General features: G+C 70.8%; 22 protein-coding genes and 1 pseudogene. 12 read left to right on the top strand and 11 right to left on the bottom strand.

Annotated features, from left to right (window positions below; genetic code table 11):
* Positions 1 to 44 precede the first annotated feature (44 nt).
* From ACFPZ3_RS10275 to ACFPZ3_RS10260, 4 genes are all read left to right on the top strand, one after another.
* The gene (locus tag ACFPZ3_RS10275) at positions 45 to 1058 is read left to right on the top strand and encodes a Dyp-type peroxidase (protein ID WP_379513763.1); all 1014 of its coding nucleotides are present in this window, start codon (positions 45 to 47) and stop codon (positions 1056 to 1058) included.
* A 2-nt stretch (positions 1059 to 1060) separates the two neighbouring features.
* Positions 1061 to 1870: a family 1 encapsulin nanocompartment shell protein gene (locus ACFPZ3_RS10270; RefSeq protein WP_379513762.1), complete on the top strand. Its 810-nt coding sequence runs from the start codon at positions 1061 to 1063 to the stop codon at positions 1868 to 1870.
* 166 nt (positions 1871 to 2036) lie between these two features.
* Complete coding sequence (locus ACFPZ3_RS10265; protein WP_379513761.1) at positions 2037 to 2672, top strand: DUF1345 domain-containing protein; 636 nt, start codon at positions 2037 to 2039, stop codon at positions 2670 to 2672.
* 95 nt (positions 2673 to 2767) lie between these two features.
* A complete protein-coding gene (locus tag ACFPZ3_RS10260) occupies positions 2768 to 3970 on the top strand; it encodes a hypothetical protein (protein ID WP_379513760.1) in 1203 nt (400 codons plus the stop codon).
* A gap of 50 nt (positions 3971 to 4020) precedes the next feature.
* Here ACFPZ3_RS10260 and ACFPZ3_RS10255 read toward each other — a convergent pair whose 3' ends face one another.
* On the bottom strand, positions 4021 to 4365 hold the full coding sequence (locus tag ACFPZ3_RS10255) for a DUF1622 domain-containing protein (protein ID WP_379513759.1): 345 nt from the start codon (positions 4363 to 4365) through the stop codon (positions 4021 to 4023).
* Between the two features lie 287 nt (positions 4366 to 4652).
* Here ACFPZ3_RS10255 and ACFPZ3_RS10250 point away from each other — a divergent pair, with 287 nt between their 5' ends.
* Entirely contained in the window at positions 4653 to 5801 is a 1149-nt protein-coding gene (locus ACFPZ3_RS10250) for an MFS transporter (protein ID WP_379513758.1), read from the top strand.
* 48 nt (positions 5802 to 5849) lie between these two features.
* Here ACFPZ3_RS10250 and ACFPZ3_RS10245 read toward each other — a convergent pair whose 3' ends face one another.
* From ACFPZ3_RS10245 to ACFPZ3_RS10235, 3 genes are all read right to left on the bottom strand, one after another.
* On the bottom strand, positions 5850 to 6464 hold the full coding sequence (locus tag ACFPZ3_RS10245) for a TetR/AcrR family transcriptional regulator (protein ID WP_379513757.1): 615 nt from the start codon (positions 6462 to 6464) through the stop codon (positions 5850 to 5852).
* Complete coding sequence (locus ACFPZ3_RS10240) at positions 6464 to 7312, bottom strand: oxidoreductase (protein ID WP_379513756.1); 849 nt, start codon at positions 7310 to 7312, stop codon at positions 6464 to 6466. The genes ACFPZ3_RS10245 and ACFPZ3_RS10240 overlap by 1 nt, the downstream gene beginning before the upstream one ends.
* Positions 7313 to 7389: 77 nt before the next feature.
* Positions 7390 to 10140: a helix-turn-helix transcriptional regulator gene (locus ACFPZ3_RS10235; RefSeq protein ID WP_379513755.1), complete on the bottom strand. Its 2751-nt coding sequence runs from the start codon at positions 10138 to 10140 to the stop codon at positions 7390 to 7392.
* A 67-nt stretch (positions 10141 to 10207) separates the two neighbouring features.
* Here ACFPZ3_RS10235 and ACFPZ3_RS10230 point away from each other — a divergent pair, with 67 nt between their 5' ends.
* Positions 10208 to 11455: a GNAT family N-acetyltransferase gene (locus ACFPZ3_RS10230; protein WP_379513754.1), complete on the top strand. Its 1248-nt coding sequence runs from the start codon at positions 10208 to 10210 to the stop codon at positions 11453 to 11455.
* A gap of 16 nt (positions 11456 to 11471) precedes the next feature.
* Here ACFPZ3_RS10230 and ACFPZ3_RS10225 read toward each other — a convergent pair whose 3' ends face one another.
* Positions 11472 to 11948 (bottom strand): MarR family winged helix-turn-helix transcriptional regulator, encoded by a 477-nt coding sequence (locus ACFPZ3_RS10225; protein WP_379513753.1) that lies wholly within the window; start codon positions 11946 to 11948, stop codon positions 11472 to 11474.
* 96 nt (positions 11949 to 12044) lie between these two features.
* Here ACFPZ3_RS10225 and ACFPZ3_RS10220 point away from each other — a divergent pair, with 96 nt between their 5' ends.
* The 3 genes from ACFPZ3_RS10220 to ACFPZ3_RS10210 all read left to right on the top strand — a co-directional run bounded on the left by ACFPZ3_RS10220 (position 12045) and on the right by ACFPZ3_RS10210 (position 14752).
* Positions 12045 to 12590 (top strand): YceI family protein, encoded by a 546-nt coding sequence (locus ACFPZ3_RS10220; RefSeq protein ID WP_379513752.1) that lies wholly within the window; start codon positions 12045 to 12047, stop codon positions 12588 to 12590.
* An 11-nt stretch (positions 12591 to 12601) separates the two neighbouring features.
* Positions 12602 to 13813: an SGNH/GDSL hydrolase family protein gene (locus ACFPZ3_RS10215; RefSeq protein WP_379513751.1), complete on the top strand. Its 1212-nt coding sequence runs from the start codon at positions 12602 to 12604 to the stop codon at positions 13811 to 13813.
* Positions 13814 to 13879: 66 nt separating this feature from the next.
* Entirely contained in the window at positions 13880 to 14752 is an 873-nt protein-coding gene (locus ACFPZ3_RS10210; protein WP_379513750.1) for an aminoglycoside phosphotransferase family protein, read from the top strand.
* A gap of 328 nt (positions 14753 to 15080) precedes the next feature.
* Here the strand turns inward: ACFPZ3_RS10210 and ACFPZ3_RS10205 are convergent, their stop codons facing one another.
* A complete protein-coding gene (locus tag ACFPZ3_RS10205; protein ID WP_379513749.1) occupies positions 15081 to 15515 on the bottom strand; it encodes a hypothetical protein in 435 nt (144 codons plus the stop codon).
* Between the two features lie 272 nt (positions 15516 to 15787).
* Positions 15788 to 16627: an SDR family NAD(P)-dependent oxidoreductase gene (locus ACFPZ3_RS10200; protein ID WP_379513748.1), complete on the bottom strand. Its 840-nt coding sequence runs from the start codon at positions 16625 to 16627 to the stop codon at positions 15788 to 15790.
* A 192-nt stretch (positions 16628 to 16819) separates the two neighbouring features.
* Between ACFPZ3_RS10200 and ACFPZ3_RS10195 the strand changes: the two genes are divergently transcribed.
* Positions 16820 to 17722, top strand: coding sequence for a helix-turn-helix transcriptional regulator (locus ACFPZ3_RS10195; RefSeq protein ID WP_379513747.1), 903 nt, complete (start codon positions 16820 to 16822; stop codon positions 17720 to 17722).
* 102 nt (positions 17723 to 17824) lie between these two features.
* Here the strand turns inward: ACFPZ3_RS10195 and ACFPZ3_RS10190 are convergent, their stop codons facing one another.
* The gene (locus ACFPZ3_RS10190; RefSeq protein ID WP_379513746.1) at positions 17825 to 18517 is read right to left on the bottom strand and encodes a TetR/AcrR family transcriptional regulator; all 693 of its coding nucleotides are present in this window, start codon (positions 18515 to 18517) and stop codon (positions 17825 to 17827) included.
* A gap of 53 nt (positions 18518 to 18570) precedes the next feature.
* Between ACFPZ3_RS10190 and ACFPZ3_RS10185 the strand changes: the two genes are divergently transcribed.
* Entirely contained in the window at positions 18571 to 19758 is a 1188-nt protein-coding gene (locus ACFPZ3_RS10185; RefSeq protein WP_379513745.1) for an FAD-dependent oxidoreductase, read from the top strand.
* Positions 19759 to 19890: 132 nt separating this feature from the next.
* Here ACFPZ3_RS10185 and ACFPZ3_RS10180 read toward each other — a convergent pair whose 3' ends face one another.
* The 3 genes and pseudogenes from ACFPZ3_RS10180 to ACFPZ3_RS10170 all read right to left on the bottom strand — a co-directional run bounded on the left by ACFPZ3_RS10180 (position 19891) and on the right by ACFPZ3_RS10170 (position 21504).
* Positions 19891 to 20340, bottom strand: a complete 450-nt coding sequence (locus ACFPZ3_RS10180; RefSeq protein ID WP_379513744.1) for a WD40 repeat domain-containing protein — start codon at positions 20338 to 20340, stop codon at positions 19891 to 19893.
* Positions 20341 to 20395: 55 nt separating this feature from the next.
* Positions 20396 to 21091 (bottom strand): annotated as a pseudogene (locus tag ACFPZ3_RS10175) (WD40 repeat domain-containing protein); the annotation flags it as partial.
* A gap of 50 nt (positions 21092 to 21141) precedes the next feature.
* A complete protein-coding gene (locus ACFPZ3_RS10170; protein WP_379513743.1) occupies positions 21142 to 21504 on the bottom strand; it encodes an ester cyclase in 363 nt (120 codons plus the stop codon).
* A 158-nt stretch (positions 21505 to 21662) separates the two neighbouring features.
* Between ACFPZ3_RS10170 and ACFPZ3_RS10165 the strand changes: the two genes are divergently transcribed.
* Complete coding sequence (locus ACFPZ3_RS10165) at positions 21663 to 22235, top strand: SbtR family transcriptional regulator (RefSeq protein WP_379513742.1); 573 nt, start codon at positions 21663 to 21665, stop codon at positions 22233 to 22235.
* Positions 22236 to 22237 lie beyond the last annotated feature (2 nt).

The raw sequence follows: 22237 nt of genomic DNA, 5'->3' as shown, positions 1-22237 counted from the left end.
TTGTCCGTGCTCGAAGCCCGTGCTCGAAGGCCGGCGGGAGCCAGATGATCGCGACTCAGCCCGTTGTCAGGCCACCCGCGAGGGCGGCCGTGTTCCTCGTGGCCACCATGGCGCCCGGTGGCGAGGCGGCCGTCCGGGCGGCACTCCAGGACCTGCCGGGCCTGATCCGGTCGGTGGCCTTCCGCGCGCCCGACGACGACCTCACCTGCGTCGTCGGCTTCAGCTCCGCGGGCTGGGACCGCCTGTTCGACGACCCGAAGCCCAGCGAACTGCATCCCTTCCAGGCTTTGCGCGGCCCCCGCCACCAGGCGCCGGCCACTCCGGGCGATCTGCTCTTCCACCTGCGCGCCCGGCGCATGGACCTCTGCTTCGAGCTGGCCCGGCTGATCACTGAGCTGTGTCCCGCCGTGACGGTCGTCGACGAGGTGCACGGCTTCAAATACTTCGACGAGCGTGACCTGCTCGGCTTCGTCGACGGCAGCGAGAGCCCCGAGGGCCGGGCCGCCGCCGAGGCCGTGTTCATCGGCGAGGAGGATCCGCGCTTCCGCGGCGGCAGCTACGTGATCGTGCAGAAGTACCTGCACGACCTGGCGGCCTGGCAGTCGCTGACCGTCGAGGAGCAGGAACTCGTCATCGGGCGTACGAAGATGGCCAACGTCGAGCTCCCCGACGGCGTCAAGCCCGCCGACTCCCACGTCGCGCTCAACACCATCGTCGAGGACGGCGTCGAGCGGCAGATCGTACGCGACAACATGCCGTTCGGCAGCGTCGGCAGAGGCGAGTTCGGCACCTACTTCATCGGCTACGCCCGCACGCCCGCGGTGACCGAGCAGATGCTGCGCAACATGTTCATCGGCAACCCCCCAGGCAACACCGACCGCATCCTCGACTTCTCCACGGCCGTCACCGGCGGCTTGTTCTTCGTGCCGAGCGCCGACTTCCTCGATGACCTCGACGACCTCGACGCGACCGTCACCGGCGTGCCGGCCACCGACGCGACCGACCCCGGCGGCGCCGACGCCGGGTCGTTGCGCATCGGCAGTCTCAAGGGAGCCTGAACATGACCACACCCGTCAGCAACCTGCACCGCGAGCTCGCCCCGATCACGCCGGAAGCGTGGGCCGAGATCGAGGAGGAGGCCCGCCGCACTTTCCGACGCCACGTCGCGGGCCGGCGCGTCGTCGACGTACCGGACCCGGCGGGACCGCAGCTGGCCGCCGTCGGCACCGGGCATCTGTCCGACATCGAGCCGCCCGCGTCCGGCGTCGCCGCGCGGCTGCGCCAGGTGCAGCCGCTGGTCGAGTTGCGGGTGCCGTTCACCGTCAGCAGGGCGGCCGTGGACGACGTCGAACGCGGATCGAAGAACTCCGACTGGCAGCCGGTCAAGGACGCCGCGCGCGCCATGGCCTACGCGGAAGACCAGACCATCTTCGACGGATACGTCGCCGCGGGCATCGACGGGCTGCGCGCACGCAGCTCCAACCCGGTGCTCAGACTGCCGGCCGAACCCCGCGACTACCCGGACACGATCAGCAGGGCCCTGACGTCGCTGCGGCTGGCCGGTGTCGACGGGCCGTACGCACTCCTGCTCGGAGCCGAGGCCTACACCGCGGTCAGCGAGACCTCCGACCACGGCTACCCCATCGTCGCCCATCTGACCAGAATCCTGGACGGAGAGCCGATCTGGGCACCGGCCCTCAAGGGCGCGTTCGTGGTCTCCACCCGCGGCGGCGACTTCGAGCTCCGCCTCGGCCAGGATCTGGCCATCGGCTACACCAGCCACGACGCCACCACCATCGAGCTGTACTTCCACCAAACCCTGACCTTCCTCACCTACACCGACGAAGCCGTCGTCGCTCTCCAAGCCTGACGCCTGCCGGTCCTGAGGGACCCGGCGGTGTTCTCATGCCTCGCGAAGGGGCGGAAGCCGCCGTCGTTGTTCGCGCCGATCGTGGGCCGGCTGGACGCCGCTGCTTTCCGCTCGGACCCGCCATCCAACGGGCTGATCTGCGACAACGGGGCTACGATGTTGGTGCATGAGCATCTGGTTGCCGCTTGATGCCGTGCCGCGCCTCGCGCGCGCGGTGACGCTGGGGATCGTAGCCGGCGTGACCGTCGGATTGCTGACCGACGCCTCCATGGGCGCTCTCGCCGGTATCGCCGCGACGGAACTGCTCTTCGTTCTGGCAGGCTGGGCGGTGATGTGGCCGATGGACGCCACGGCCACGCACGACAACGTCCGGCGTGAGGACTTCCGGCCCGTCACCGAGGAACTCGTGGTCGTCGCGGCGTCTCTGTGCGGGCTGGTCGCCATCGTGCTGCTGCTCCTGCGCAGCGAGTCCGACACCGGCCACGTCGCGGCCGCGATCGCGCTCTGCGGCGTGTTCGTGGCCTGGGCCGCACTGCATCTGATGTACGCGACCCGCTACGCCCACGCCTACTACGCCGCCGCGGGCGGGATCGACTTCAATTCGGACCATCCGCCGGCGTACCGGGACTTCTTCTACTTCAGCTACAACCTCGGCATGACCTACCAGGTGTCCGACACCGACGTCTCAAGTTCGACGATCCGTGCGGTCGTGCTGCGGCACTCACTGTTGTCCTACGTCTTCGGCACCAGCATTCTCGCCACCGCCATCAACCTCGTCGCCGGAATGGTCACCGGACCCTAGGCGCGATTCGGCATCCCGAGGTGACATAGAGCGGATAATGGGAATAAATAGGTACGAAAGGGACGATGGTCGCCACAACGGTGGAGGGCAGGCCAATGGTTGACGTCGCTGTTCCGATCTGGGCCGCCCGGCTACGGGTGTTGCGCCGCGGGCGGCTGTGGAGCCAGAGAGAGCTGGCAGCCCGGCTGCTGGAGGTGACGGACGAGACCGAGCGGGATCGGCTGCCCGCACCGGAGTCGCTCGCCCGGACCATTCGGTTCTGGGAGTCCGGAGAGCAGCGGCCCGACGAGCGGCACGCGGAGCTGCTCTGCCGGGCTTTCGGCGTGGACGAGGCGGAGCTGTTCGTCGGCGAGGCCGCCGGGACAACGCTGTGGCACTACCTGACCGGCGTCCCCCTGTTGCCGGGCGCGTTCACGGCCGAGGAGGAGGAGCGCACCGGCCGGGCGATCGAGGCGCCTCAGCGGGCCGACGACGCGACGGTCGGCTACTTCCGGGCGATCACCGACGCGTACACGCGGGCCGGCCTCCGGCCTGCCGAGCAGATCGATGTCCTGCGGGCCGTCCATGCCGGGATCGAGGAATTCCACCGCGACGCCGGTTCGCCTGTCAGGCGGGACCTCCTCCTGCTCGCGGCGGAGAACGCGGAACAGATCAGCCGCATGCACCACGAGAACGGCGACCCTGACGGGGCGCTGGCCTGGTCGGACGAGGCCATTCGCGAGGCACATGAAGCGGCGGACGCACTCCTGGAGGCCTACACACTCGCCCAGCGGAGCGGTCTGTCCGACGCGGAGGACGACCCCGGCCACCTCGTTGACCTGGCCGTCGCCGCCCGGGAGCACGGCCACCTCCCGCCACGGATGGACGCGCTGTCACGGCATCACGAAGCGCAGGGACACGCCCTCGCCGGAGACCTCGACATGTGCCTTCGCCGGCTGGAGGAGTCCGCCCAGTCACTCGCGGAGCCGGAGGACGACACGCCCTACCACTTCGACTGCTCACCTGAGGCGCACAACACCCTGTGTGCCGGGTGCCTCGTCGAACTCGGCCGCGCCGGGGGCGCGATCGAACTCCTGGAACAGGCACCCGCCAAGATCTTGCCGACGTACGCCGCCGCCTACGCGCTGGCCCGCAAGGCCCATGCCTACGCCGACGCCCACGAACGCGAGCAGTCGGTCGAGACGGCCCGCCAGGCCTTCGCCCTGGCCCGGCGAACGGGAGCCCTGCGCGCCATGCGAGAGCTGGTCAGGGTCCAGATCCCGCCTCAGCGGGCGAAGCACCGGCGCATCCTCCTGTGAGCCGCCCATCTCCCTGACGCACCGAACGGGCGTTCGGGCCGCAGTGCTGGTCAACCCCGCAACCGCCCGTGCCACGGCCAGCGGCCGTCCAGCTCCACCTGGAGCGAGACGCTGAGGAAGGTACGGACGAGCACGACGGCGGCCAGGACGCCCACGGTCTGAAAGGTGGGGGAGATCGCCACCGTTTTGATGATGTCACCGGCGACGAGCAGCTCCAAGCCGAGCAGGGTGGTCCGCCCCACCGCCTGGCGGTAGGCGGGGTAGGCGATGCCCGCTTGCCGCCGTATCGCGCGGCCGCAGAAGGCAACACTCGCGATGATCGTCCCCGCGACGATGACCAGCACGCCGAACAGGTCGAGCAGCGTACCGGCCGCCTCAATGAGCTGCTTGACCATCACAGGAGCGGCCCGCCGAGCTCGGCGGCCGACAGGGAGCGCGCCTCGATACGATCAATCATGGCTCACCTCCTAGACAACTCGACATTGTCAGACGGCAGGTAAAGAGCGGCCGATCGTTCGTACCGAAACGGATGCTGGACGCGGTCCGCGTAGGTCCGTTACCGTACGTTTTCGGTATAGCGATCTTCGTGTCCGAAAGTCCTCGGTAACGGACGAGATCGAATCTGGGAGCTGGCCGACATCGAGTTTTTCCACCGCCGGCTGCGGCTCGGCAGGGAGCCCGCGTGAGTGCCGCCCGGTTGATCTTCGCAGCGCAGGCCTTACGCGGTCTGGCGTACGGCCTGGCCGCCGTCCAGCTCGCCACGCTGCTGCGGGCCGAGGGGCTGCGGGCCGCCGGGGTCGGTCTCGTGCTGGCCGCCGTGATGGCCGGGGGAGCGCTGGCCAGCATCGCTCTGGCCCGCTGGGGCGACCGGTTCGGCCGTCGCCGCTCCTACGCCGTGCTGTACCTGGCCCTGGCCCTGTGCGGGTCGCTGATCGCGGTCGGAGCTCCGGTGTGGCTGCTGAGCCTGGCCGCCCTGTCCGGCGCGCTGTCGGTCGAGGTGGTCGAGTCCGGGCCGTTCACCACCGTGGAGCAGGTCATGCTGGACGGCAGTGGCGTGGCCGTGCGCGGCTTCGGCCTCTACAACGCCGTCGCTGCCACCGCCGGGGCCGCCGGCGCGCTGCTGGGCGCGTTCCCGCCCTCGCGGTCGCTGCTCGGCGGGGTGTTGCTGGCCGTGGGCGTGGCCGGTGCGCTGCTGGTCCTGCGGCTGCCCGCCTCGCTCGAGGTGACCTCGGTTCAGGTCTCCGCGCCGCTCCGGCCCCGCCCGGTCGTGGTCCGGCTGGCGGCGCTGTTCGCCGTGGACAGCCTGGCCGGGGGATTCGTCGTGCAGGCCTATCTGGCCTACTGGCTGGGCGTCCACTACCAGGCTGACACGGCGAGCATCGGGCTGCTGTTCGCGGGCTGTGCCGTCCTGCAGACCGCCTCCTTCCTGCTCGCGCCGGTCATCGCGGCCAGGATCGGGCTGCTGAACACGATGGTCTTCACCCACCTGCCGAGTAACCTGCTGCTCATCGGCGTCGCCTTCGCCCCGGGGTTCCCGGTGGCGGCGGGGCTGCTGCTGGCCCGCGCCTGCCTGTCCTCGATGGACGTGCCCACCCGCCAGGCCTACGTCATGGCCATGGTCCCGCCCACCGAGCGCACCACCACGGCCGCCGTCACCAACACCGCCCGCTACCTGACCCGCCCGGTCGGTCCCGCGCTGGCCGGGCTGCTGCAGCCCCTCGGCCTGGCCTGGCCGTTCCTCATCGCCGGGACCGCCAAGACCCTCTACGACCTGACCCTGTGGCGGATCTTCCGCCGCGTCGAACTCCCCGCCGAAGGCCCATCCAGGTGACCGGGCCCGAACGGATCGCCTGTGGCCTCACCGTCCATGCCGGATGCGTCAGGTGGTCACGCCGGCGCTGATCAGCCAGATGTGTTCGCAGGTCGAAGATGCCTTCTGCAGCTTCTCGCTGGACTCCTGCGAGGCATGGTAGAAGGTCCGCTCGATCATCCAGCACAGCGCGCGTGCCATCGCTGCCGCCTGTTCTGGTTCGGCGCCGGCCTGAACGCCCGCTCGTTCCAGAACAGCGGTGATGGCCGTGATGAACAAGTCAGCTGTACGGCGCCACAGCGCGCCGATCTCCGGCACGGTCAACGACAGGTCGATCGCCATGCGCATGACCAGGCCGTGCTCGTTCCACAGCTCGACCGTCCGCCGCATGGCTGCTGCGATGGCCTGGCGCGGCTCGTCGGTCTCCGCGGTGGCCCGGGACCGCTCCCACAGGTGCTCAACGGTCCGGGCCACGAGCGCCGTGACCACTTCTTGCTTGGAGCCGAAGTAGAAGTACAGGGCCCCGCGTGTGATGCCGGCGCCCTGGGCGATGTCGCCGACGGTCATGGCTTCGTAGCCCTTCTGCGCCAGCAGGGCTTCGCAGGTGTCCAGAATGGCCCGCTCCCGGACATCGCCCTTGCGTTCGGTGGTGCGTCGGCTCCGCGCGGGGTGGTGGCCGGGCATCAGAGCTGAGCGCCCTCGGCGAAGTCGGTCGTACGGGAGAGCGTCTCCCATGCGCGGATGTCCTCGTCCACGGCCACGCGCGCGGCGGTGACCAGTCGCAGCGCGTCCGAACCCAGGACGAGATGGGCCGGCGGCTGGTCGACCGACGCGATGTGCACGACGGCCTCCCCGGCCTTGGCCGGATTGCCCAGCTGGTTCCCGCTCGCCTTACGCCGCGCCTCACGGATGGGGGTGAACAGCTCGTCGTAGTCGTCGATGGACTGCGCCGCGCGGGTCATGGACCGTCCGGCCCAGTCGGTGCGGAAGGAGCCGGGCTCGATCGCCGTCACGTGGATCCCGAACTGCGCGACCTCCTTGCCCAGTGCCTCGAGGATGCCTTCAAGGGCGAACTTGCTGCCGCAGTAGGCGGACATGCCGGGCACGGCCATGAGCCCGCCCATGGAGGTGACGGCCATCAGGTGACCGCGCCGGCGCCGGCGCATGTGGGGGAGTGCTGCCTGCAGGGTGGCCACCGCCCCGAAGACGTTGACCTCGAACTGCCGCCGCACCTCGGCCAGCGGGGTTTCCTCGAAGGTGCCCTCCAGGCCGTAACCGGCGTTGGCGACGACGACATCCAAGGGGCCGACGCTCTGCTCCACCTCCGCGACCGCACCCGAGACGGCGTCGCCGTCGGTCACATCCAGGATGCGGCCGTGAGCGTACCCGGGTTTGAGCCCTTCGAAGGCCCGCAGGTCCTCCTCGGAGCGGACCGTTCCAACGACGGTGTGCCCCGCGGCCAGGGCGGCTTGGGCGAAGGCACGCCCAAGGCCCGTGCTGACACCGGTGATGAGCCACTTCTGCTTCCGCATTGCTCCTCCAGAACAGGACTCGAAAGGAGCTGGATCGCCCCCTCGCCTCAAAGTCTACATGACGTCGATTTTTATCGTCATGCTGTAGATTCCGGCGACGTCGTGGCGGTTCCCGCGCGGAAGGCGATGGCCGCCGCCTCCGTGCGGGTCGCCGCGCCCAGTTTGGTCAGGATGTGGGAGACGTGCACGCCCGCCGTACTCGGCGAGATGTGCAGCCGGGCGGCGATCTGCCGGTTGCTCAGGCCCTCGGCGATCAACCTGAGCACGTCACGCTCACGCTCCGTGAGCCCGTCCTGGGCCGGCCGGGGCCGCCCGAGCAGGGCGATCTCCCGGGCCAGCGGCGCGGCGCCCAGCTCTCTGGCCAGCCGCGCGGCCTCCCTGAGACGGGCCGTTCCGCCGGGCCGCTCGCCCGCGGCCAGCGCGGCTCGCGCGCCGTGGAACAGGCTCAGCGCCAGCTCGTACGGCTGCCGCAGTTCCCGCCAGGCGGCCACCGCCTGGTCCCAGCCGTCGTCCTCGATCAGCGCGTGCAGCATGATCTGCCAGGCCCGGTCGAGCCGCCCGTCCACGCCGAGCGCCGCATCGGCCGCGGCGAGTTCGGCCTGCCGTGCCGCGACCTGATCGCCTGGCGCGCCGTGCGCGAGCCGGGCCCGCTGCGCCAATGCGCCGGCGACCAGGACCGGCCGGGCGTCGCTGCTGTAGATCCGGGTGAGCGCCGGATCGGCCAGCGCCCGGTCCAGGAGCAGGTCGGCCCGCTCCAGGTCGCCCTGGGCGACGGCGAGCAGGCAGAGCAGCTGGTAACGGGGGAACAGGCTTCCGCTGCCGGCGTGCTCCACGGCCGCCGCCGCGTCGGCCGCCGCGGCCAGATCCCCGCGCAGCAGCGACAGGTGGCCGGCGAGGGCGCGCAGGGCCTGCCGCGGCAGCGGTGGCGGGTCCTCCTGGAGGCTCTCCTCCAGAACGGCGGCGGCCTCGTCCCACCGCCCGGCCAGGATCAGGCTGTGTCCGGCGTAGCGGGCGAGCTCCGTGCCACGGCTGCGGCCCAGCCCGTACCGGCGGGCGTGGCGGATGCCGTCGCCGGCCGCCTCGATGGCGCGGTGCTGGTCGCCGGCTCTGGTGTGGAGCGTGGCCTCGTACATCGGGACGGTCATGAGCAGGTCGTGGCTGTCGAGCCGCTCGGCGAGCGTGCGGGCCTCCGCCAGCATCCCGATGTCGCGCTTCATGGACCCGACGCCCAGCAGTCCGCGGATCGTGACCGTGGCATCGCCGGTGCGCCGGCCGATGCCGAGTGCCTCCTCGAACAGCTCGCGGGCCCTGTCCACCTCCGGCAGGAGGCCCATGGCCAGCACCCCGAGCAGCCGCCCCCGCTGGACGCTGCCGGGGGCGGCGGGCAGCAGTTCCAGGGCTCGTTCCCAGTCGGAGACGCCGGTCGCGTTCAGCCGGTGCCGCAGCCTGCCCCGGTGCTCCAGCAGCTGGGCGGCCCGCTCGGGCTCGCGCCGCTCGTCCACGGCGGCCAGCCCGGCGGTGGCGTAGTCGACGCCGCGAGCGTAGTCGCCGCTGAGCATGCAGGCCTCGGCGGCGCCGGTCAGGACGTCGATCCTGTCGGCGCCCAGCCGTGCCTCCGGGTCCCAGAGTTCGAGGACCTGGTCGAGCATGCGGACCTGCTCCTCGTAGGCGTAGGACCCGCGCGCCTGGCCCGCGGCCAGGTAGGCGGCGGACCTGGCCGGCCCGCGGTCCCCGGCGGCGTAGGCGAACGCGGCCAGCTCCGCGTGGGCGCCGGAATCGCGCAGGGCCTCGGCGTAGCACGCGTGCAGGCGCGCACGCTCGCCGGGCAGCAGGTCCTCATACACCGCGTGCCGGATCAGGGCGTGGCGGAAGTCGTAGCCGTCGCCTGCCGTGAGGAGCAGGCTGCGGCCGACGAGCTCGCGCAGCAGGGCATCCAGCTCGGCCCCGTCCTGCCCGGCCACCTCCGCCAGCAGCCGGTGGCCGACCCTGCCGCCTGCCACCGAAGCGATGCGCAGCAGGGCGCGAGCCGGGCCCGGCAGCGACCGCGGGCCGTACAGCAGCAGGTCGCGCAGGCTGTCCGGAGTCCGCTCACCGGCGCGGGCGAGCGCCTCGACGAACAGCGGGTTGCCGTCGCTGCGTTCGTGGATGCGGCGTACGGCCGCCGAGTCCGGCTCGGCGCCGAGGATCGCGGCCAGCTGCCGGCCCACACCCTGCCGATCCAGGCGGTCCAGGCGCAGCGAGGTCGTGCGCTGGTGGCGGGCGAGCTCGGACAGCAGCGGCCCGTCGCTCGTTTCCTGCGGCCGGTAGGTGATCACCAGGAGCACGCCGGCCTGGGTCAGGTTCCTGGCCAGGAAGCCGAGCAACTCGCGGGTGGCGGCGTCGGACCAGTGCAGGTCCTCGATCGAGACGACGACCGGCTGGTCCGCGGCCACCCGCTCGACCAGCGTCAGGACCTCCTCATACAGCCGGTGCTTGCCGCCCTCCGCGTCACCCGCCTCGCCGAGCTCCGGGAACCAGCGGGCCAGCTGGCGATAGGGCCCCGGCAGCACCCCTTCGATCCTGATCAGCCTGCGCAGCACCGTCACGAGCGGCGCGTACGGCAGGCCGTCGCTGCCCAGCTCCGCGCAGGCGCCCCCGACCACCCGCACCCCCGGACCCAGGGATCGCGCGAACTCCGCGAGCAGCCGCGACTTGCCGATCCCGGCCTCCCCGGCCACCAGAGCCACCGCCGGCCCCTGCTCGACTGCCATGTCCAGGGCCGCCGCCAGCGCCGACAGCTCCTCGCCCCGGCCGACGAACACCGGACTGACCACACGCTCCGCCACCACGGCGCCAGCATATAAATACAGAGATCGCCCGATGCGCGGTGCCTGTTTACCCGGCCACGCTCGAAGCATGACAGCCACCTACCCGCTGCGGACCATCGGCGCCCACGAGCTCGACGCGTGGGCGCGCATGATCACCACGACCTACGGCCAGGACTGGTACGAGGGCGGCCTCAGGAACGCCGCCTCCTCCATCGAACCGGAACGCACGATCGCCGCCTACGACGGTGAGGAGATCGTCGGCGGCGCGTCGATCTACGGCCGCGTCATGACGATCCCCGGCGCGGCAGCACCGGTCTCTGCGCCCGTCTCTGTGCCCGTCGCCGGCATCACGCTCGTCGCGGTCCTGCCCACACACCGGCGGCGCGGCATCCTCACCGCGATGATGCGCAAGCAGCTCACCGACCTGCACGAATCAGGAGGCGAGCCGATCGCCGCGCTCAACGCCGCCGAGGCCACGATCTACGGCCGCTTCGGGTACGGCATCGCCAGCCACGTGGCCGAGATCCAGGCGGACAAGAGGCTCATGGCCCTGCGGCCCGGCACCGATCTCGGCGACGGAACGATCCGCCTGCTCGGCCGCCAGGAGGCCCGGCCGCTGCTGGAGAAGGTCTACGACACCGCCCGCCGCACCGCGGTCGGCTGGGTCGACCGTACGGAGAAGTTCTGGCAGGCCCGGCTGGCCGACGGCGAGCGCGTGCGCGACGGCGGGACGGCACTGCGCTTCGCCTTCCACCTGGAGCCCGGCGGCGAGGTCACCGGCTACGCCTTCTACCGCTCCAAGCCGCGGCTGGTGCAGGTCATCGAGGTCGCGGCCACCACCAGGCAGTCGTACGCCGCCCTGTGGCGTTACCTCATCGACCTCGACGCGCACGCTGGCCTCACCTACGACGGCGCCGTCGACGAACCGCTGAAGCACCTGCTGGCCGACCCGCGTGCGGCCCGCACCACCGTGATCGACAACCTCTGGGTCCGCCTGGTGGACGTCGACCGGGCGCTGGCGGCACGCCGCTACTCGACCTCGCTGGACCTGGTCCTGGAGGTCCAGGACACGTTCTGCCCGTGGAACGCGGGGCGCCACCACCTGCGGGCCGACAGCGACTCCGTCACCTGCGAACGCACCCGGGCCCGGCCCGACCTGCGGCTGACCTCCGCCGAACTGGGTGCGGCCTACCTGGGCGGCACCACCCTGGCGTCCCTGGCGGCCGCGGGCCGGGTCGAGGAACTGCGCCGCGGCGCGGTCGCCGCCGCCTCGCTCGCCTTCCGTGGCGAGCGCGAGCCCTTCCACCCCTCGGGCTGGGCCTTCCCCGCCTTCTGACGGGCCGCCGCTTCCCTCACGTCGCCCGATCCCGGACATCGTCTCGCCCGGTCAGGTGATCGAGGAGGATCTGGCTGATCTTCTCCAGCTGTCGCACCTGCTCGGGACTGAGCAGATCGATCACATGCTCGCGGACACTGGCCACGTGCCGGGGAGCCGCCTCCTGGAGGGCATCCTGCCCCTCGTCGGTCAGCACGGCGAGCCAGCCCCGCCGGTCGTCCGCGCAGTGCTCGCGGCGCACCCAGCCCTTGTCCTCGAGTTTGTTGACCGCGTGGGAGATGCGGCTGGGCTTGGAGTTGGTCCACTGCGCCAGCTCGCTCATGCGCATCGTGCGCTCGGGTGCCTCCGAGAGCAGGACGAGCAACTCGTAGTAGGAGGGCGGCATGTCAGCGGCGGCCAGCAGATCGCGTTCCAGGCGGTCGGTCAGCAGGCGGCTGGCCAGGCCGAAGGTCCGCCAGGCGCGCTGCTCGTCGTCGGTGAGCCATCGTGTCATACCGATCATCGTACGCAAATGTTGCGCACTGAAATAACCCCATGTACTGTCCCACTAAACCTTTCAGCACTGGAGTAAATCTCGAAGGAGTCAAGCATGTTCCCCAGCGAGCTCACCGGCACCTACACCATCGACCCGGCCCACAGCCGCTTCGGCTTCGTCGCCCGCCACGCGATGGTCACCAAGGTGCGCGGCAGCTTCCCCGTCGTGGAGGCCACCGCCTTTCTGGACGCCGCCAACCCGGCCGCCTCCACCGTCCACGTGAAGCTGGACGCGTCCGGCGTGCACACCGGTAACCCTCAGCGTGACGCCCACCTGCGCACCGGCGACTTCCTGGACGCAGAGGCCCACCCGCACGTCACCTTCACCAGCACCGGCGTCAAGCACGTCGACGACGACGCCTTCGAGGTGACCGGCCAGTTGACCATCCGCGGCGTCACCCGCGAGATCACCTTCCCGCTCGAGTTCGCCGGCACCGCCGTCGACGCCCAGGGCTTCACCCGGGCCGGCTTCGAAGGCAGCACCGTGATCAACCGCAAGGACTACGGCGTCAACTTCAACGCCGTCCTGGAGACCGGCGGCGTGATGATCTCCGAGAAGATCACGCTCGAGTTCGACCTGTCCGCCATCAAGAACGCCTGAAAGACCCCGTCATGCCTACCCTGAAGACCCTCATCCCCGCCGCCGTCCTGGCTCTCGGCGCGGGAGCCGCGCCGGCCGTGGCCACCCCCACCTGGGCCACGACCTGGGGTACGGCCGCTCAATGGGCCACCCCCGGCACCTCCTACTACGGCCCCAACCGGTCCGAGGAGGGCTTCGCCAACCAGACGCTGCGGCAGATCGTCCGCCTCAGCACCGGCGGCACCGCCGTACGGGTCAAGCTCTCCAACGTCTATGGCAAGACCCCGCTGACGATCGACGCGGCCGCCGCCGCGAAGTCCCTGAAGGGCGCCGCCACCGGCGCCGCATCGCCCCTCACCTTCGGCGGCCGCCCCGGCGTCGTCATCCCGCCGGGCCGGGAACAGCTCAGCGATCCGGTACGGCTCCGCGTACGAAACCTGGACACCCTGGCCATCACCCTGCGCTTCACCCAGCCGACCGGACCGGCCACCTTTCACCACTTCGCCCAGACCTCCTCCTACCTGGCCAAGGGCGACCACCTCACTGACCCCAGCCCCGCGGCCTTCACCAGCGCCGGCAATTCCTGGTACTACCTGACCGGCGTCCAGGTCAGCGGTGGCACCCGCGACGCCGGCGTCGCCCTGTTCGGCGACTCCCTCACCGACGGCGTCGGCTCCACCATCGGCGCGGACAACCGCTACCCGGACCAGCTCGCAGAACGCCTCGCCGCCCGCCCCCGCCCGCTCGGGGTCGTCAACGTCGGTATCGGCGGCAACCGCCTGCTCACCGACTCCCCTGAGTATGGGCAGAACGGGCTGGCCCGCTTCCAGCGCGACGTCCTGGAGCGACCGGGCGTCCGCACCGTCATCATCATGGACGGCGTCAACGACCTGGCCGAATGGAACAAACCTCACCAGGCGACCGGCAGCCAGATCATCGCCGGTCACCTGCGCCTGATCCACGCCGCCCGCGCCCGCGGCCTGAAGGTCATCGGCGCCACCATCATGCCGATGAAGGGCTCCGACCTGGCCTACAGCCCGGCCGCCGAAGCCGTACGCGACCAGGTCAACCAGTGGATCCGCGGCGGCGGCGCCTACGACCACGTCGCCGACTTCGACGCCGTCGTCCGACAGCCCGCCGACACCGACTCACTGCGCCCGGAATACGACTCGGGCGACGGCATCCACCTCAACGACGCAGGCTATGACGCCATCGCACAAGCCGTCGACCTCGACGCCCTGTGACGCCCCAGCCCGCCAACGGGACCGCCGATCCGGCGTGGCAATCCGACTTCTGATGCGGAGACAACCATGAAGCCCTCCATTGACACTGATCTGGTTCGCCGCCTGGTCGCCACGCGGTTCCCGCAGTGGGCGGATCTGCCGCTGAAGCAGGTGGTACCGGGCGGATCGGACCACGCGATCTTCCGACTGGGGACGGGGTTACAGGTGCGCCTGCCGCGCGGCGACTGGTCGGCGGGGCAGGCGGAGAAGGACGGCCGGTGGCTGCCCAGAATCGCGGATCGGTTGCCGCTGCCGGTGCCCGAGCCGGTGGCGGTGGGGGAGCCGGAATTCGGTTATCCGTGGCAATGGTCGGTGACGCGCTGGCTGGCGGGCGAGGCGGCCCGCCACGACAGGTTGGCAGACCCGGAGGTCACGGCTGTGGAGGTGGCGGGGTTCCTGGCCGCCCTGCGGGGCCTGCCGCCGGCGGAGGAACTGCTGCCGGGCCCACACGGCGATCTGGCACCGCAGGAGTTGAACGCCCGGGATGCGGCGACCCGTTCCGCGATCGAAGCGGTTGACGGGGTGTTCGACCGGGCGGCACTGACCGCGGTGTGGGATGCGGCCCTGGCCGCACCGGAGTGGAGCCACGCCCCGGTGTGGTTCCACGGCGATTTTCACGCCGGGAACCTGCTGTCGGTGAACGGGAAGCTGAGCGCGGTCATCGACTTCGGGGGACTGGGCTTGGGAGACCCGGCGTGCGACCTGGTGATCGCATACACGCTGCTCGGGGCGGAGATCCGCCCCGTGTTCCGTGAGGCGCTGGGGGTCGATGATGCGACGTGGGCGCGGGGAAAGGGCTGGGCGTTGTCCACGGGCCTCAACGCGTTCACCTCCTACGCGCACGTCAACCCCCACGTGGCGAAGACGACCTCCCGCCAGATCACCCAGGCGCTGCTGTGACCGTCACCGTGCCATGTGGAGGTCGTCGCGGGTGGCGCCGCCGGCGGCCTGAACGGCGATGCCGTTGGCCACGGCCATGAGGCATCGGGCGAGCAGGCCGGGATCGGTCCCTGCGGGAAGGCGCCCTGGCCGCCGATCTGCGGCCCGCCCTGGACAACGGGGAGGGGGCGGATCCAAACCAACCGCCTTCCGCCACCTGTGCGTCACTTTCCGAAGTCGCAAGCGGAGGTGATCGGACGGCTGGCAGCCGAGCCGCAGCCTGCTTCACATCGGCGGCGGGGCGGGGCGGGGCGCATGCACTAGCTAGATCTCGGCGCGAGCGGCTGGCTCAGCTGCAGCGTGCGACCCGGGTCACGGAAGACGGCTTGTAGACGGCGGCGTAGAACTTCTTCTTGCCCTTGGTGTGGGCGTTGACCGTCACGCAGCGGTACTTGGTGGCCTTGTCGCCGACCGAGCCCTTCCTGACGAACGTGATCTTGGCGCTGACCTTGTGGCTGCAGTGATTGTTGAAGTAGATGGTCACGGACGTGTTGCCCTCGCCCCAGGAGTAGTTCGCCCACTTGCCCTTGGGCCTGGAGCAACGGACGCTGTCACGCTCAGCCCCGGCTCGGGCCGCCGCCGTCGCGGCGGCGGCAGTGCTGGTTCGTGCGGTGCCTACCTGTGCGGTGCCTACCTGTGCGGAGGCCGCCCCTCCCGGAGTCAGCAGCACGGCCGCGGCCGTAGCGGAGCCGAGCAGAAAGGACGCGAGCCTCTTGCAGTTCATAGTTCAACCTCATGAGTGCTGACAGACCTTGACCATGGCACCATACAGATAGTCCCAAATCAGAGTAAAGTCCGGGCCGTATTGATCAGCTGAGGATGGGGCACCTGGCCCCGGGTTTGGTGGAGGCCCGTCCACGCCTGCACACGATGAGATCCGCCGGCGTCTGCGCCCGCCCGTCGCTGCGGGGCGCCTCGATGGCCGGCAGCCGCTGTCGAGCGGCTGTCCGGTGAGCAGGGAAGTCATGACTGGAGGTGCTTTCCGTTTCTCAGGGGTCAGGCGGCGTCGTCGCAGGCCGTGGCGGCGGACTTGTCCTGCCAGGCCGCGAGGTCGTCCTGAAGGCTGCGGATCTTGACCAGCCGGCGTTCGATCGCGTCGCGGCCCAGGGCCAGATGTCCGGGGAGCTTGTCCCCACTGGTGACCTCGTAGATCAGGGCGGCGCCCTTGACCGGGTCGCCGAGCTGGGTGTGGTTGGCGGTGCCGATCCAGTCCAGGGTGGCGTGGGCGGGTGTGCCGTCGTAGGCGTCGATGCGGTGCGCGGAGGTGGACAGGGAGCTGGTGTCGAGGAAGTCGGTACGGAAGACGCCGGGCTCGACGACCATGCTCTGGATCCCGAACGGCGCCAGCTCCGCCGACAGCGCTTCGCTGATGCCGGCGACGGCGAACTTCGAGGCGCTGTACATGCTCACCCCGGGCTCGCCCTCGAATCCGGAGCGGGACCCGATGTTGACGATCTTGCCGTGGCCGGCGGCGCGCATGCCCGGCAGCACCGCGCGGGTCATGTTGATCGACGCGAAGACGTTGAGGTCGAACAGGGAACGCGCCTCGGCGTCGGTGATCTCCTCCAGCGCGCCGAGCAGACCCCGGCCCGCGTTGTTGACCAGGACATCGATGGCGCCGAAGCGTTCGATGGCCGCCGCGACGGCGCGTGTGATCTCCTCGCCGCTGGTCACGTCGAGCCGGACGCCGAGCACCCGGTCGGACCGCTGGAGGTCTTCGGGCAGGGCATCCGGGTTACGGGCCGCCGCGACCACGGCGTCGCCACCCGCCACGGCGGCGCGAGCGATCTCCAGGCCGAGGCCCCGGGAAGCACCGGTGATGAACCACGTGGACATGTGAACTCCTTTTCGTTTGCCGAGGGCAGATCGGACCTGGTCGCGGGGAGCGTGCCCCGCTTCCTGCCCCGGCTTCCACGAAACCAGCTCTGAACAGGTAAAACAGGCGGCAAAATGGCCCAAGTCATCGGGGGACAAACTGGGCCACCCTCGCGGGGCGCCGTCCCGCGGGAAGGCGCGACACTGGGTGGTATGGACCGTGAGCACATCAACACGCCGCTGGCGGAGTTCCTGCGCTCGGCCCGCGGCCGGCTCAGCCCGCACGAGGCCGGACTGGACGAGCCGCTCCTGGGCCGGCGCCGCGTGTCCGGACTGCGGCGCGAGGAACTGGCCAGGCTGGCCGGGGTGAGCGTGGACTACTACACCCGCCTGGAACAAGGCCGCAGCCGCAGCGCCTCACCCGAAGTGCTCGACGCGCTCGCCACCGCCCTCCACCTCGGCGACGCCGAGCGCGAGCACCTGCACCTCCTCGCGCGTCCCAGGCCCGCTCAGCGCAGACGACGGCCGCGTCCGCAACGCCTTCACCCGGCCACCTGGCGGCTGCTGGAGACCCTGGAAACGGCCCGCCGGCCCGCCTTCGTCCTGGGCCGCCGCCTCGACGTCCTGGCCCACAACCGGCTCGCCGGACGTCTGATCACCGACTTCCGGGCCCTGCCCGCGGCCGAGCGCAACCAGGCCCGCTTCGTCTTCCTCGACCCTCACGCCCGCGAGCTGTACAGGAACTGGGCCGCCGTCGCCGCCGACACGGCCGCCATGCTCCGCCGCGACGCCGGCCGCCACCCCGACGATCCGGCCCTCAGCGCCCTCGTCGGCGACCTGTCCATCCACAGCCGGGAATTCCGCCGCTACTGGTCCGACAACAAGGTCCACCAGCGCACCACCGGCAGCAAGGACTACCACCATCCCCTCGTCGGCGACCTCACCATCACCTACCAGGCCCTCACCCCCGCCGACGACCCCGACCAGACGCTGTTCATCTACGACACCGAGCCCGGCAGCCCGTCCGAGACCGCGCTGCACCTGCTCGCTCAGTGGAACGAGCCGGCAGCCGACAGCCGTCTCCCCAGGGACAGAGCCGAAGAGCGCCCGAGATGACGCGGAATCAGGGGCACGCCGGGCGACCGGCCTCGGAGCTTGCCTTTGACCAGTCGAGCAGGTAGGGGCGGTGCCGCGGAAGTCACCTGGAAATCCTGAGCCTCACGCCGGCGGCCGGGCGAGTTTGGCGGCCACGGCGTCGAGGACCCAGTCCAGGCCGGTCGCGAAGGATACCTCGGCGTCCACCTCCGTGCCATCGTGCACGGCCTTGGCCAGCGCCGGGAAGCGGCCCGTGGCCAGCATCCTCCTCACGTGCGGGCCGTGGGCGCGCTGCCAGTCGCGCTTGGACAGGCCCGTGGCGCGCTCGGCGCGCAGGTTCGCGATCTCGCGCCTGATCGCGCCGGTGAAGTAGGCGCTGACGGTCTCCACGGCGCGCATGACGGTGTCGAGGTCGGCCAGGCCGTCGAGGGCGGCCAGCGTGGCCTCGGTCACGGCGAGGGCGTTCGGGCCCAGGGTCGGACGGCCGCCGAGCAGGTCGGCCAGCCATTCGTGACGGAGGGTGGCCTGCCTGGTGCGGTGGGCGAGGATGCCCAGCGCCTCCCGCCAGTCACCGGGCTGCTCCTCGGGCAGGATCTCGGCGTAGACCTCGTCCACCATGAGGTCGAACAGCTCCTCCTTGGTGGAGATGTATCCGTACAGCCGCATCGGGCCCACGTCCAGCCGGGCGGCGACCTTGCGCAACGACACCGCTTCCAGCCCGCCCTCGTCGGCCAGCTCGACGGCGGCGGCGACGATTCGCTCCCGGTCGAGCGGCGCAGGGCGAGTCGGCGGCTCCGGCCGGTCCCACACAGTCATGGTTACATCGTACAGTTGCGATACATCGTAATAGTAAAATACAGTATATCGATATGAGACACCGTATCGCGGTAATCGGAGGTGGCCCCGGCGGCCTTACCTTCGCCCGCGTCCTGCACCGCCACGGTCACCCCGTCACCGTCCTCGAACGCGATCCTTCCCCCGACGCCCGTCCCCCGGGCGGCACGCTGGACCTGCAGGAAGGGCTGGGCCAGCGCGCGCTGGACAAGGCGGGGCTGGCGGCGGAGTTCCATGCGCTGTCCCGTCCCGAGGGGCAGGCCATGCGCATCCTGGACACGGACGGGACCGTCCTGCGCGACTGGCGACCCCGTCCAGATGACCGGGCCAATCCCGAGATCGACCGAAGGCAACTCCGCGACCTGCTGCTCGACCCCCTGGACGTCCAGTGGGGGCGGGGCGTGACGGAGGTGGTGCCAGGGGCTGAGGATGGCGCGCTTGTCCGTTTCGCGGATGGGCGACAGGAGACGTTCGACCTCGTGATCGGCGCGGACGGCGCCTGGTCCCGGACCCGCCCGGCAGTCTCGTCCGCGACGCCGCACTACACCGGCGTCACCTCGGTCGAGACCTCCATCGACGACATCGACACCCGCCACCCCGACCTCGCCCGGCTGGTCGGCGACGGTTCCATGGCCGTGTACGGCGTGAACGGCTCCCTCGTCGCCCAGCGCAACAGCGGCGGCCACGTCAAGGTGTACGCCCGTTTCCGCGCGCCGCTGGACTGGCACACGGACCCGGACCGGCATCTGGGCCTGATGAATCAGGACGCGGGCCTGGACGCGGGCCTGGACGCGGGCCTGGACCTGGCCGACGTCGAGGCCATGCGATCAAGCCTGCTGGCCCTGTTCGACGGCTGGGCCGCTCCCGTCCTCGACCTCCTCCGCCACGGCACCGCTTTCGCCCACCGCCCCATCTACGTCCTGCCCGTGTCCCACACCTGGGCCCACGTCCCCGGGGTGACGCTCCTGGGCGACGCCGCCCACCTGATGCCCCCCTTGGGGGCGGGCGCGAACCTCGCGATGCTGGAAGGCGCAGAACTCGCCGAGTCCGTCGCCGCCGCCCCCGGCCCTGGCGATCTGGACGAGGCCGTCCGCGCCTTCGAAGAACAGATGTGGGCACGGGCCGGCAAGTGGGCGCAAATCACCGCGGCCGGTCTGGAACGCCTCGTGAGCCAGGACCCCGCCGAAGCCATCGCCGTCTGGGACGAAGTCCAGCCATCCTGACTGCCTGACGCGAGATCACCAGCACCAGCAGCTCGCCACGCCTTCAGTCATCTGAGAACCGCCCAGCGGGACCGTGGGCCCGTCGGAGGTGGGGCAGACCCGTCGGGTGGAGGCCGTGGCGCTGCGGAAACATCACGGGCAGGGGGACCGGTAGGGGACGTCGGCCACGTGCTTGTGCCACTCCGTCTCGGTGATCACGTCACCCGACTCCCGGCAGATCCGGGCCGCGACGCGCGCCGGGTCCACCTCCCACAACCGCACGTCGCCTCCCGCGCCGGCCAGCATGCTGCCGTCCTCGCTGAAGGCCAGCTCGGTGTAGCTCTTCCCCGAGCCGTCCAGTTTGACGTGGGCCCGCGGACGCGTGGGCTCCGCGATGTCCCAGAGCCAGATCTGCTCCGCTCCGGTGCCCACAGCCAGGGAGCCGTCGCGCGGATCGAAGACCATGGCGAAGATCCGTCCATCCGGTCCGGTCAGGGGCGCACCCACGGGGGTGGGCGGCGTCCCGGGCATCACCTGCCACAACCGGATGGTCCCCGACGCGTTGCCCGTCGCGAGCAGGTTTCCGTCGTGGCTGAAGGCCACCGAGCGCATCGTCCCACAGCCGCACGGTGCCGTCCCTGCTTCCCGCCGCCAGCAGCCTGCCGTCGGGGCTGAAGGTCACACCTTCGATGAGGGCGGCCGGGCCGGTCAAGGCCGCACGGCGTGCGGGCCGGAGCGGGTCGGTGATGTCCCAGACGAGTACGGTGTTGCCGAGCCGGGTGCCTCCCGCCAGGGCGCGCCCGTCCGGGCTGATGGCCACCGTGCCGCCCATCCGGTCGAAGGGCGCGGGCGCGGTCAGCGGCGGGCCCACTGCCGTGGGACGGCGTCCGGCCACCTCCCAGAGCCTGATGTCGTCCGCGGCGGAGGCCAGCAAGGTGGATCCGGGCCGGAAGATCACGTTGTCGATCGGTTGCTCGCCGGCTTCGATCACCGGGCCGGGCAGGTCCCACACCCTGGCGACGCCGTCGGCGCCGTTGGTGATGACGAGGCGGTCACCGCCCCTGAACTGAACGGCGGTCACGGGCGCCGGGTGGGGGAGGGTGCTCACGACGCGCCCGGTGGCCACGTCCCAGATCCGCGCCGTGTCCGCGCTGCCGACCCCGAGCAGGCGGCCGTCCGAGCTGAAGGAGACCACGTTGATCCACGTGCCGGCCTCGGCCGTGAGCGGCCGTCCGAACGCCCGCGGCCGGCGGGGACGGGTGGTGTCCCAGATCCGTACGGAGCCGTCGTTGCCAGCGTCCCAGGGCCGCGGCGCTCGTCTTGTCGCGGCTGACTCTTCTGATGCGGGTGGCATCGGCGCGGTGGGGCTGATCTGCCGGAGGACCTTGCGAGACCGCGGGGGCCTCAGCGACGTGGGTCCGGGCCCTCGGTGATGCCCCAGGTCTCCGCGAGCCGGCCGCCGTCGATGCGGAAGATCTCGATGAGCATGAACCGGACGTCGCCGCCCGGGGCCGCCATCCCCTCAACGGATGAGCGGACGGCAACCTTGTCGCCGTCGATCAAGATGTCGTCGGCGACGACGCGCATGGCCGGGAACTGGGCAACGACCTGGTTCCAGGCCTCCTTGCCCGCTTCGAACCCGGTGGCGCCAAGCGGGTGGTTGAGGTAGTCGGGGGTGAACAGGTCGGCGGCCTGGTCGAACTGCCGGGTGTTGAAGCATTCCTGCATCCGCAGCACCAGGGCGCTGGCTTCCTCGCGTGTGGTCATCGAAGGGACCTCCTCGTGTTCGGTGGGGCGGACTCAGATAAGCGGGGCGTCGCCCCGCTTATCTGAGGCAGCATACGGGGCGACGCCCCGGTTATGCTAGGGGTGAGATGTCCAGCCGAACGCCTGAACCCACCCCTGCCGAGCTACCGACGGCTCCCGTGAACGACCGGGGGCTGCGGGCTGACGCGCGCCGCAATCGTGAGCAGGTACTGCGGACCGCGCAGCAGCTGTTCGCCTCACAGGGCCTCGGCATCTCGCTCGACGAGATCGCCCGCCGGGCGGGTGTCGGTCCAGGCACCGTCCACCGGCACTTCCCCACCAAGGAAGCGCTCTACCTCGCCGTCGCGATCGACCAGATCAGGCAACTGGTCATTGAGGGAGAAGCGCTCACCGGCACCGACGATCCAGCCGCCCTGTTCACGCTGCTGTCCCGGATGATGGCCTCGGGCGCTGAGAACGCGGCGGTGAAGAGCTCGCTCACGGGCGCCGAGTTCGACCTCCGCAACGCCGCTCCTGACGCCGCCGCCGACCTCACGCACCAGGTCGCACGCCTGCTCGATCGCGCCCATCGAGCCGGCGTCGTACGCCGTGACGTGACAGTCGACGAGGTGATGGCAATCGTCGCCGGCGCCTTCGCCGCGATCCGGCACGCCGACGCGGACACCAGCCGCGAACGCTCCGCACACATCGCCCAGATCATCCTCGATGGACTACGGCCCCAACCCCGATAGCA

This window comes from Nonomuraea insulae, from assembly GCF_042656245.1.
This window is presented reverse-complemented; position numbering and strand designations above follow the sequence as displayed.

What these genes read in the sequence shown, in the direction of transcription:
- ACFPZ3_RS10270 (WP_379513762.1), top strand. Translation starts at nt 1,061, where the DNA reads ATGACCACACCCGTCAGCAACCTGCACCGCGAGCTCGCCCCGATCACG.
- ACFPZ3_RS10230 (WP_379513754.1), top strand. Translation starts at nt 10,208, where the DNA reads ATGACAGCCACCTACCCGCTGCGGACCATCGGCGCCCACGAGCTCGAC.
- ACFPZ3_RS10200 (WP_379513748.1), bottom strand. Translation starts at nt 16,627, where the DNA reads ATGTCCACGTGGTTCATCACCGGTGCTTCCCGGGGCCTCGGCCTGGAG.
- ACFPZ3_RS10205 (WP_379513749.1), bottom strand. Translation starts at nt 15,515, where the DNA reads ATGAACTGCAAGAGGCTCGCGTCCTTTCTGCTCGGCTCCGCTACGGCC.
- ACFPZ3_RS10190 (WP_379513746.1), bottom strand. Translation starts at nt 18,517, where the DNA reads ATGACTGTGTGGGACCGGCCGGAGCCGCCGACTCGCCCTGCGCCGCTC.
- ACFPZ3_RS10225 (WP_379513753.1), bottom strand. Translation starts at nt 11,948, where the DNA reads ATGACACGATGGCTCACCGACGACGAGCAGCGCGCCTGGCGGACCTTC.
- ACFPZ3_RS10215 (WP_379513751.1), top strand. Translation starts at nt 12,602, where the DNA reads ATGCCTACCCTGAAGACCCTCATCCCCGCCGCCGTCCTGGCTCTCGGC.
- ACFPZ3_RS10195 (WP_379513747.1), top strand. Translation starts at nt 16,820, where the DNA reads ATGGACCGTGAGCACATCAACACGCCGCTGGCGGAGTTCCTGCGCTCG.
- ACFPZ3_RS10265 (WP_379513761.1), top strand. Translation starts at nt 2,037, where the DNA reads ATGAGCATCTGGTTGCCGCTTGATGCCGTGCCGCGCCTCGCGCGCGCG.
- ACFPZ3_RS10210 (WP_379513750.1), top strand. Translation starts at nt 13,880, where the DNA reads ATGAAGCCCTCCATTGACACTGATCTGGTTCGCCGCCTGGTCGCCACG.
- ACFPZ3_RS10245 (WP_379513757.1), bottom strand. Translation starts at nt 6,464, where the DNA reads ATGCCCGGCCACCACCCCGCGCGGAGCCGACGCACCACCGAACGCAAG.
- ACFPZ3_RS10275 (WP_379513763.1), top strand. Translation starts at nt 45, where the DNA reads ATGATCGCGACTCAGCCCGTTGTCAGGCCACCCGCGAGGGCGGCCGTG.
- ACFPZ3_RS10260 (WP_379513760.1), top strand. Translation starts at nt 2,768, where the DNA reads ATGGTTGACGTCGCTGTTCCGATCTGGGCCGCCCGGCTACGGGTGTTG.
- ACFPZ3_RS10220 (WP_379513752.1), top strand. Translation starts at nt 12,045, where the DNA reads ATGTTCCCCAGCGAGCTCACCGGCACCTACACCATCGACCCGGCCCAC.
- ACFPZ3_RS10170 (WP_379513743.1), bottom strand. Translation starts at nt 21,504, where the DNA reads ATGACCACACGCGAGGAAGCCAGCGCCCTGGTGCTGCGGATGCAGGAA.
- ACFPZ3_RS10240 (WP_379513756.1), bottom strand. Translation starts at nt 7,312, where the DNA reads ATGCGGAAGCAGAAGTGGCTCATCACCGGTGTCAGCACGGGCCTTGGG.
- ACFPZ3_RS10255 (WP_379513759.1), bottom strand. Translation starts at nt 4,365, where the DNA reads ATGGTCAAGCAGCTCATTGAGGCGGCCGGTACGCTGCTCGACCTGTTC.
- ACFPZ3_RS10185 (WP_379513745.1), top strand. Translation starts at nt 18,571, where the DNA reads ATGAGACACCGTATCGCGGTAATCGGAGGTGGCCCCGGCGGCCTTACC.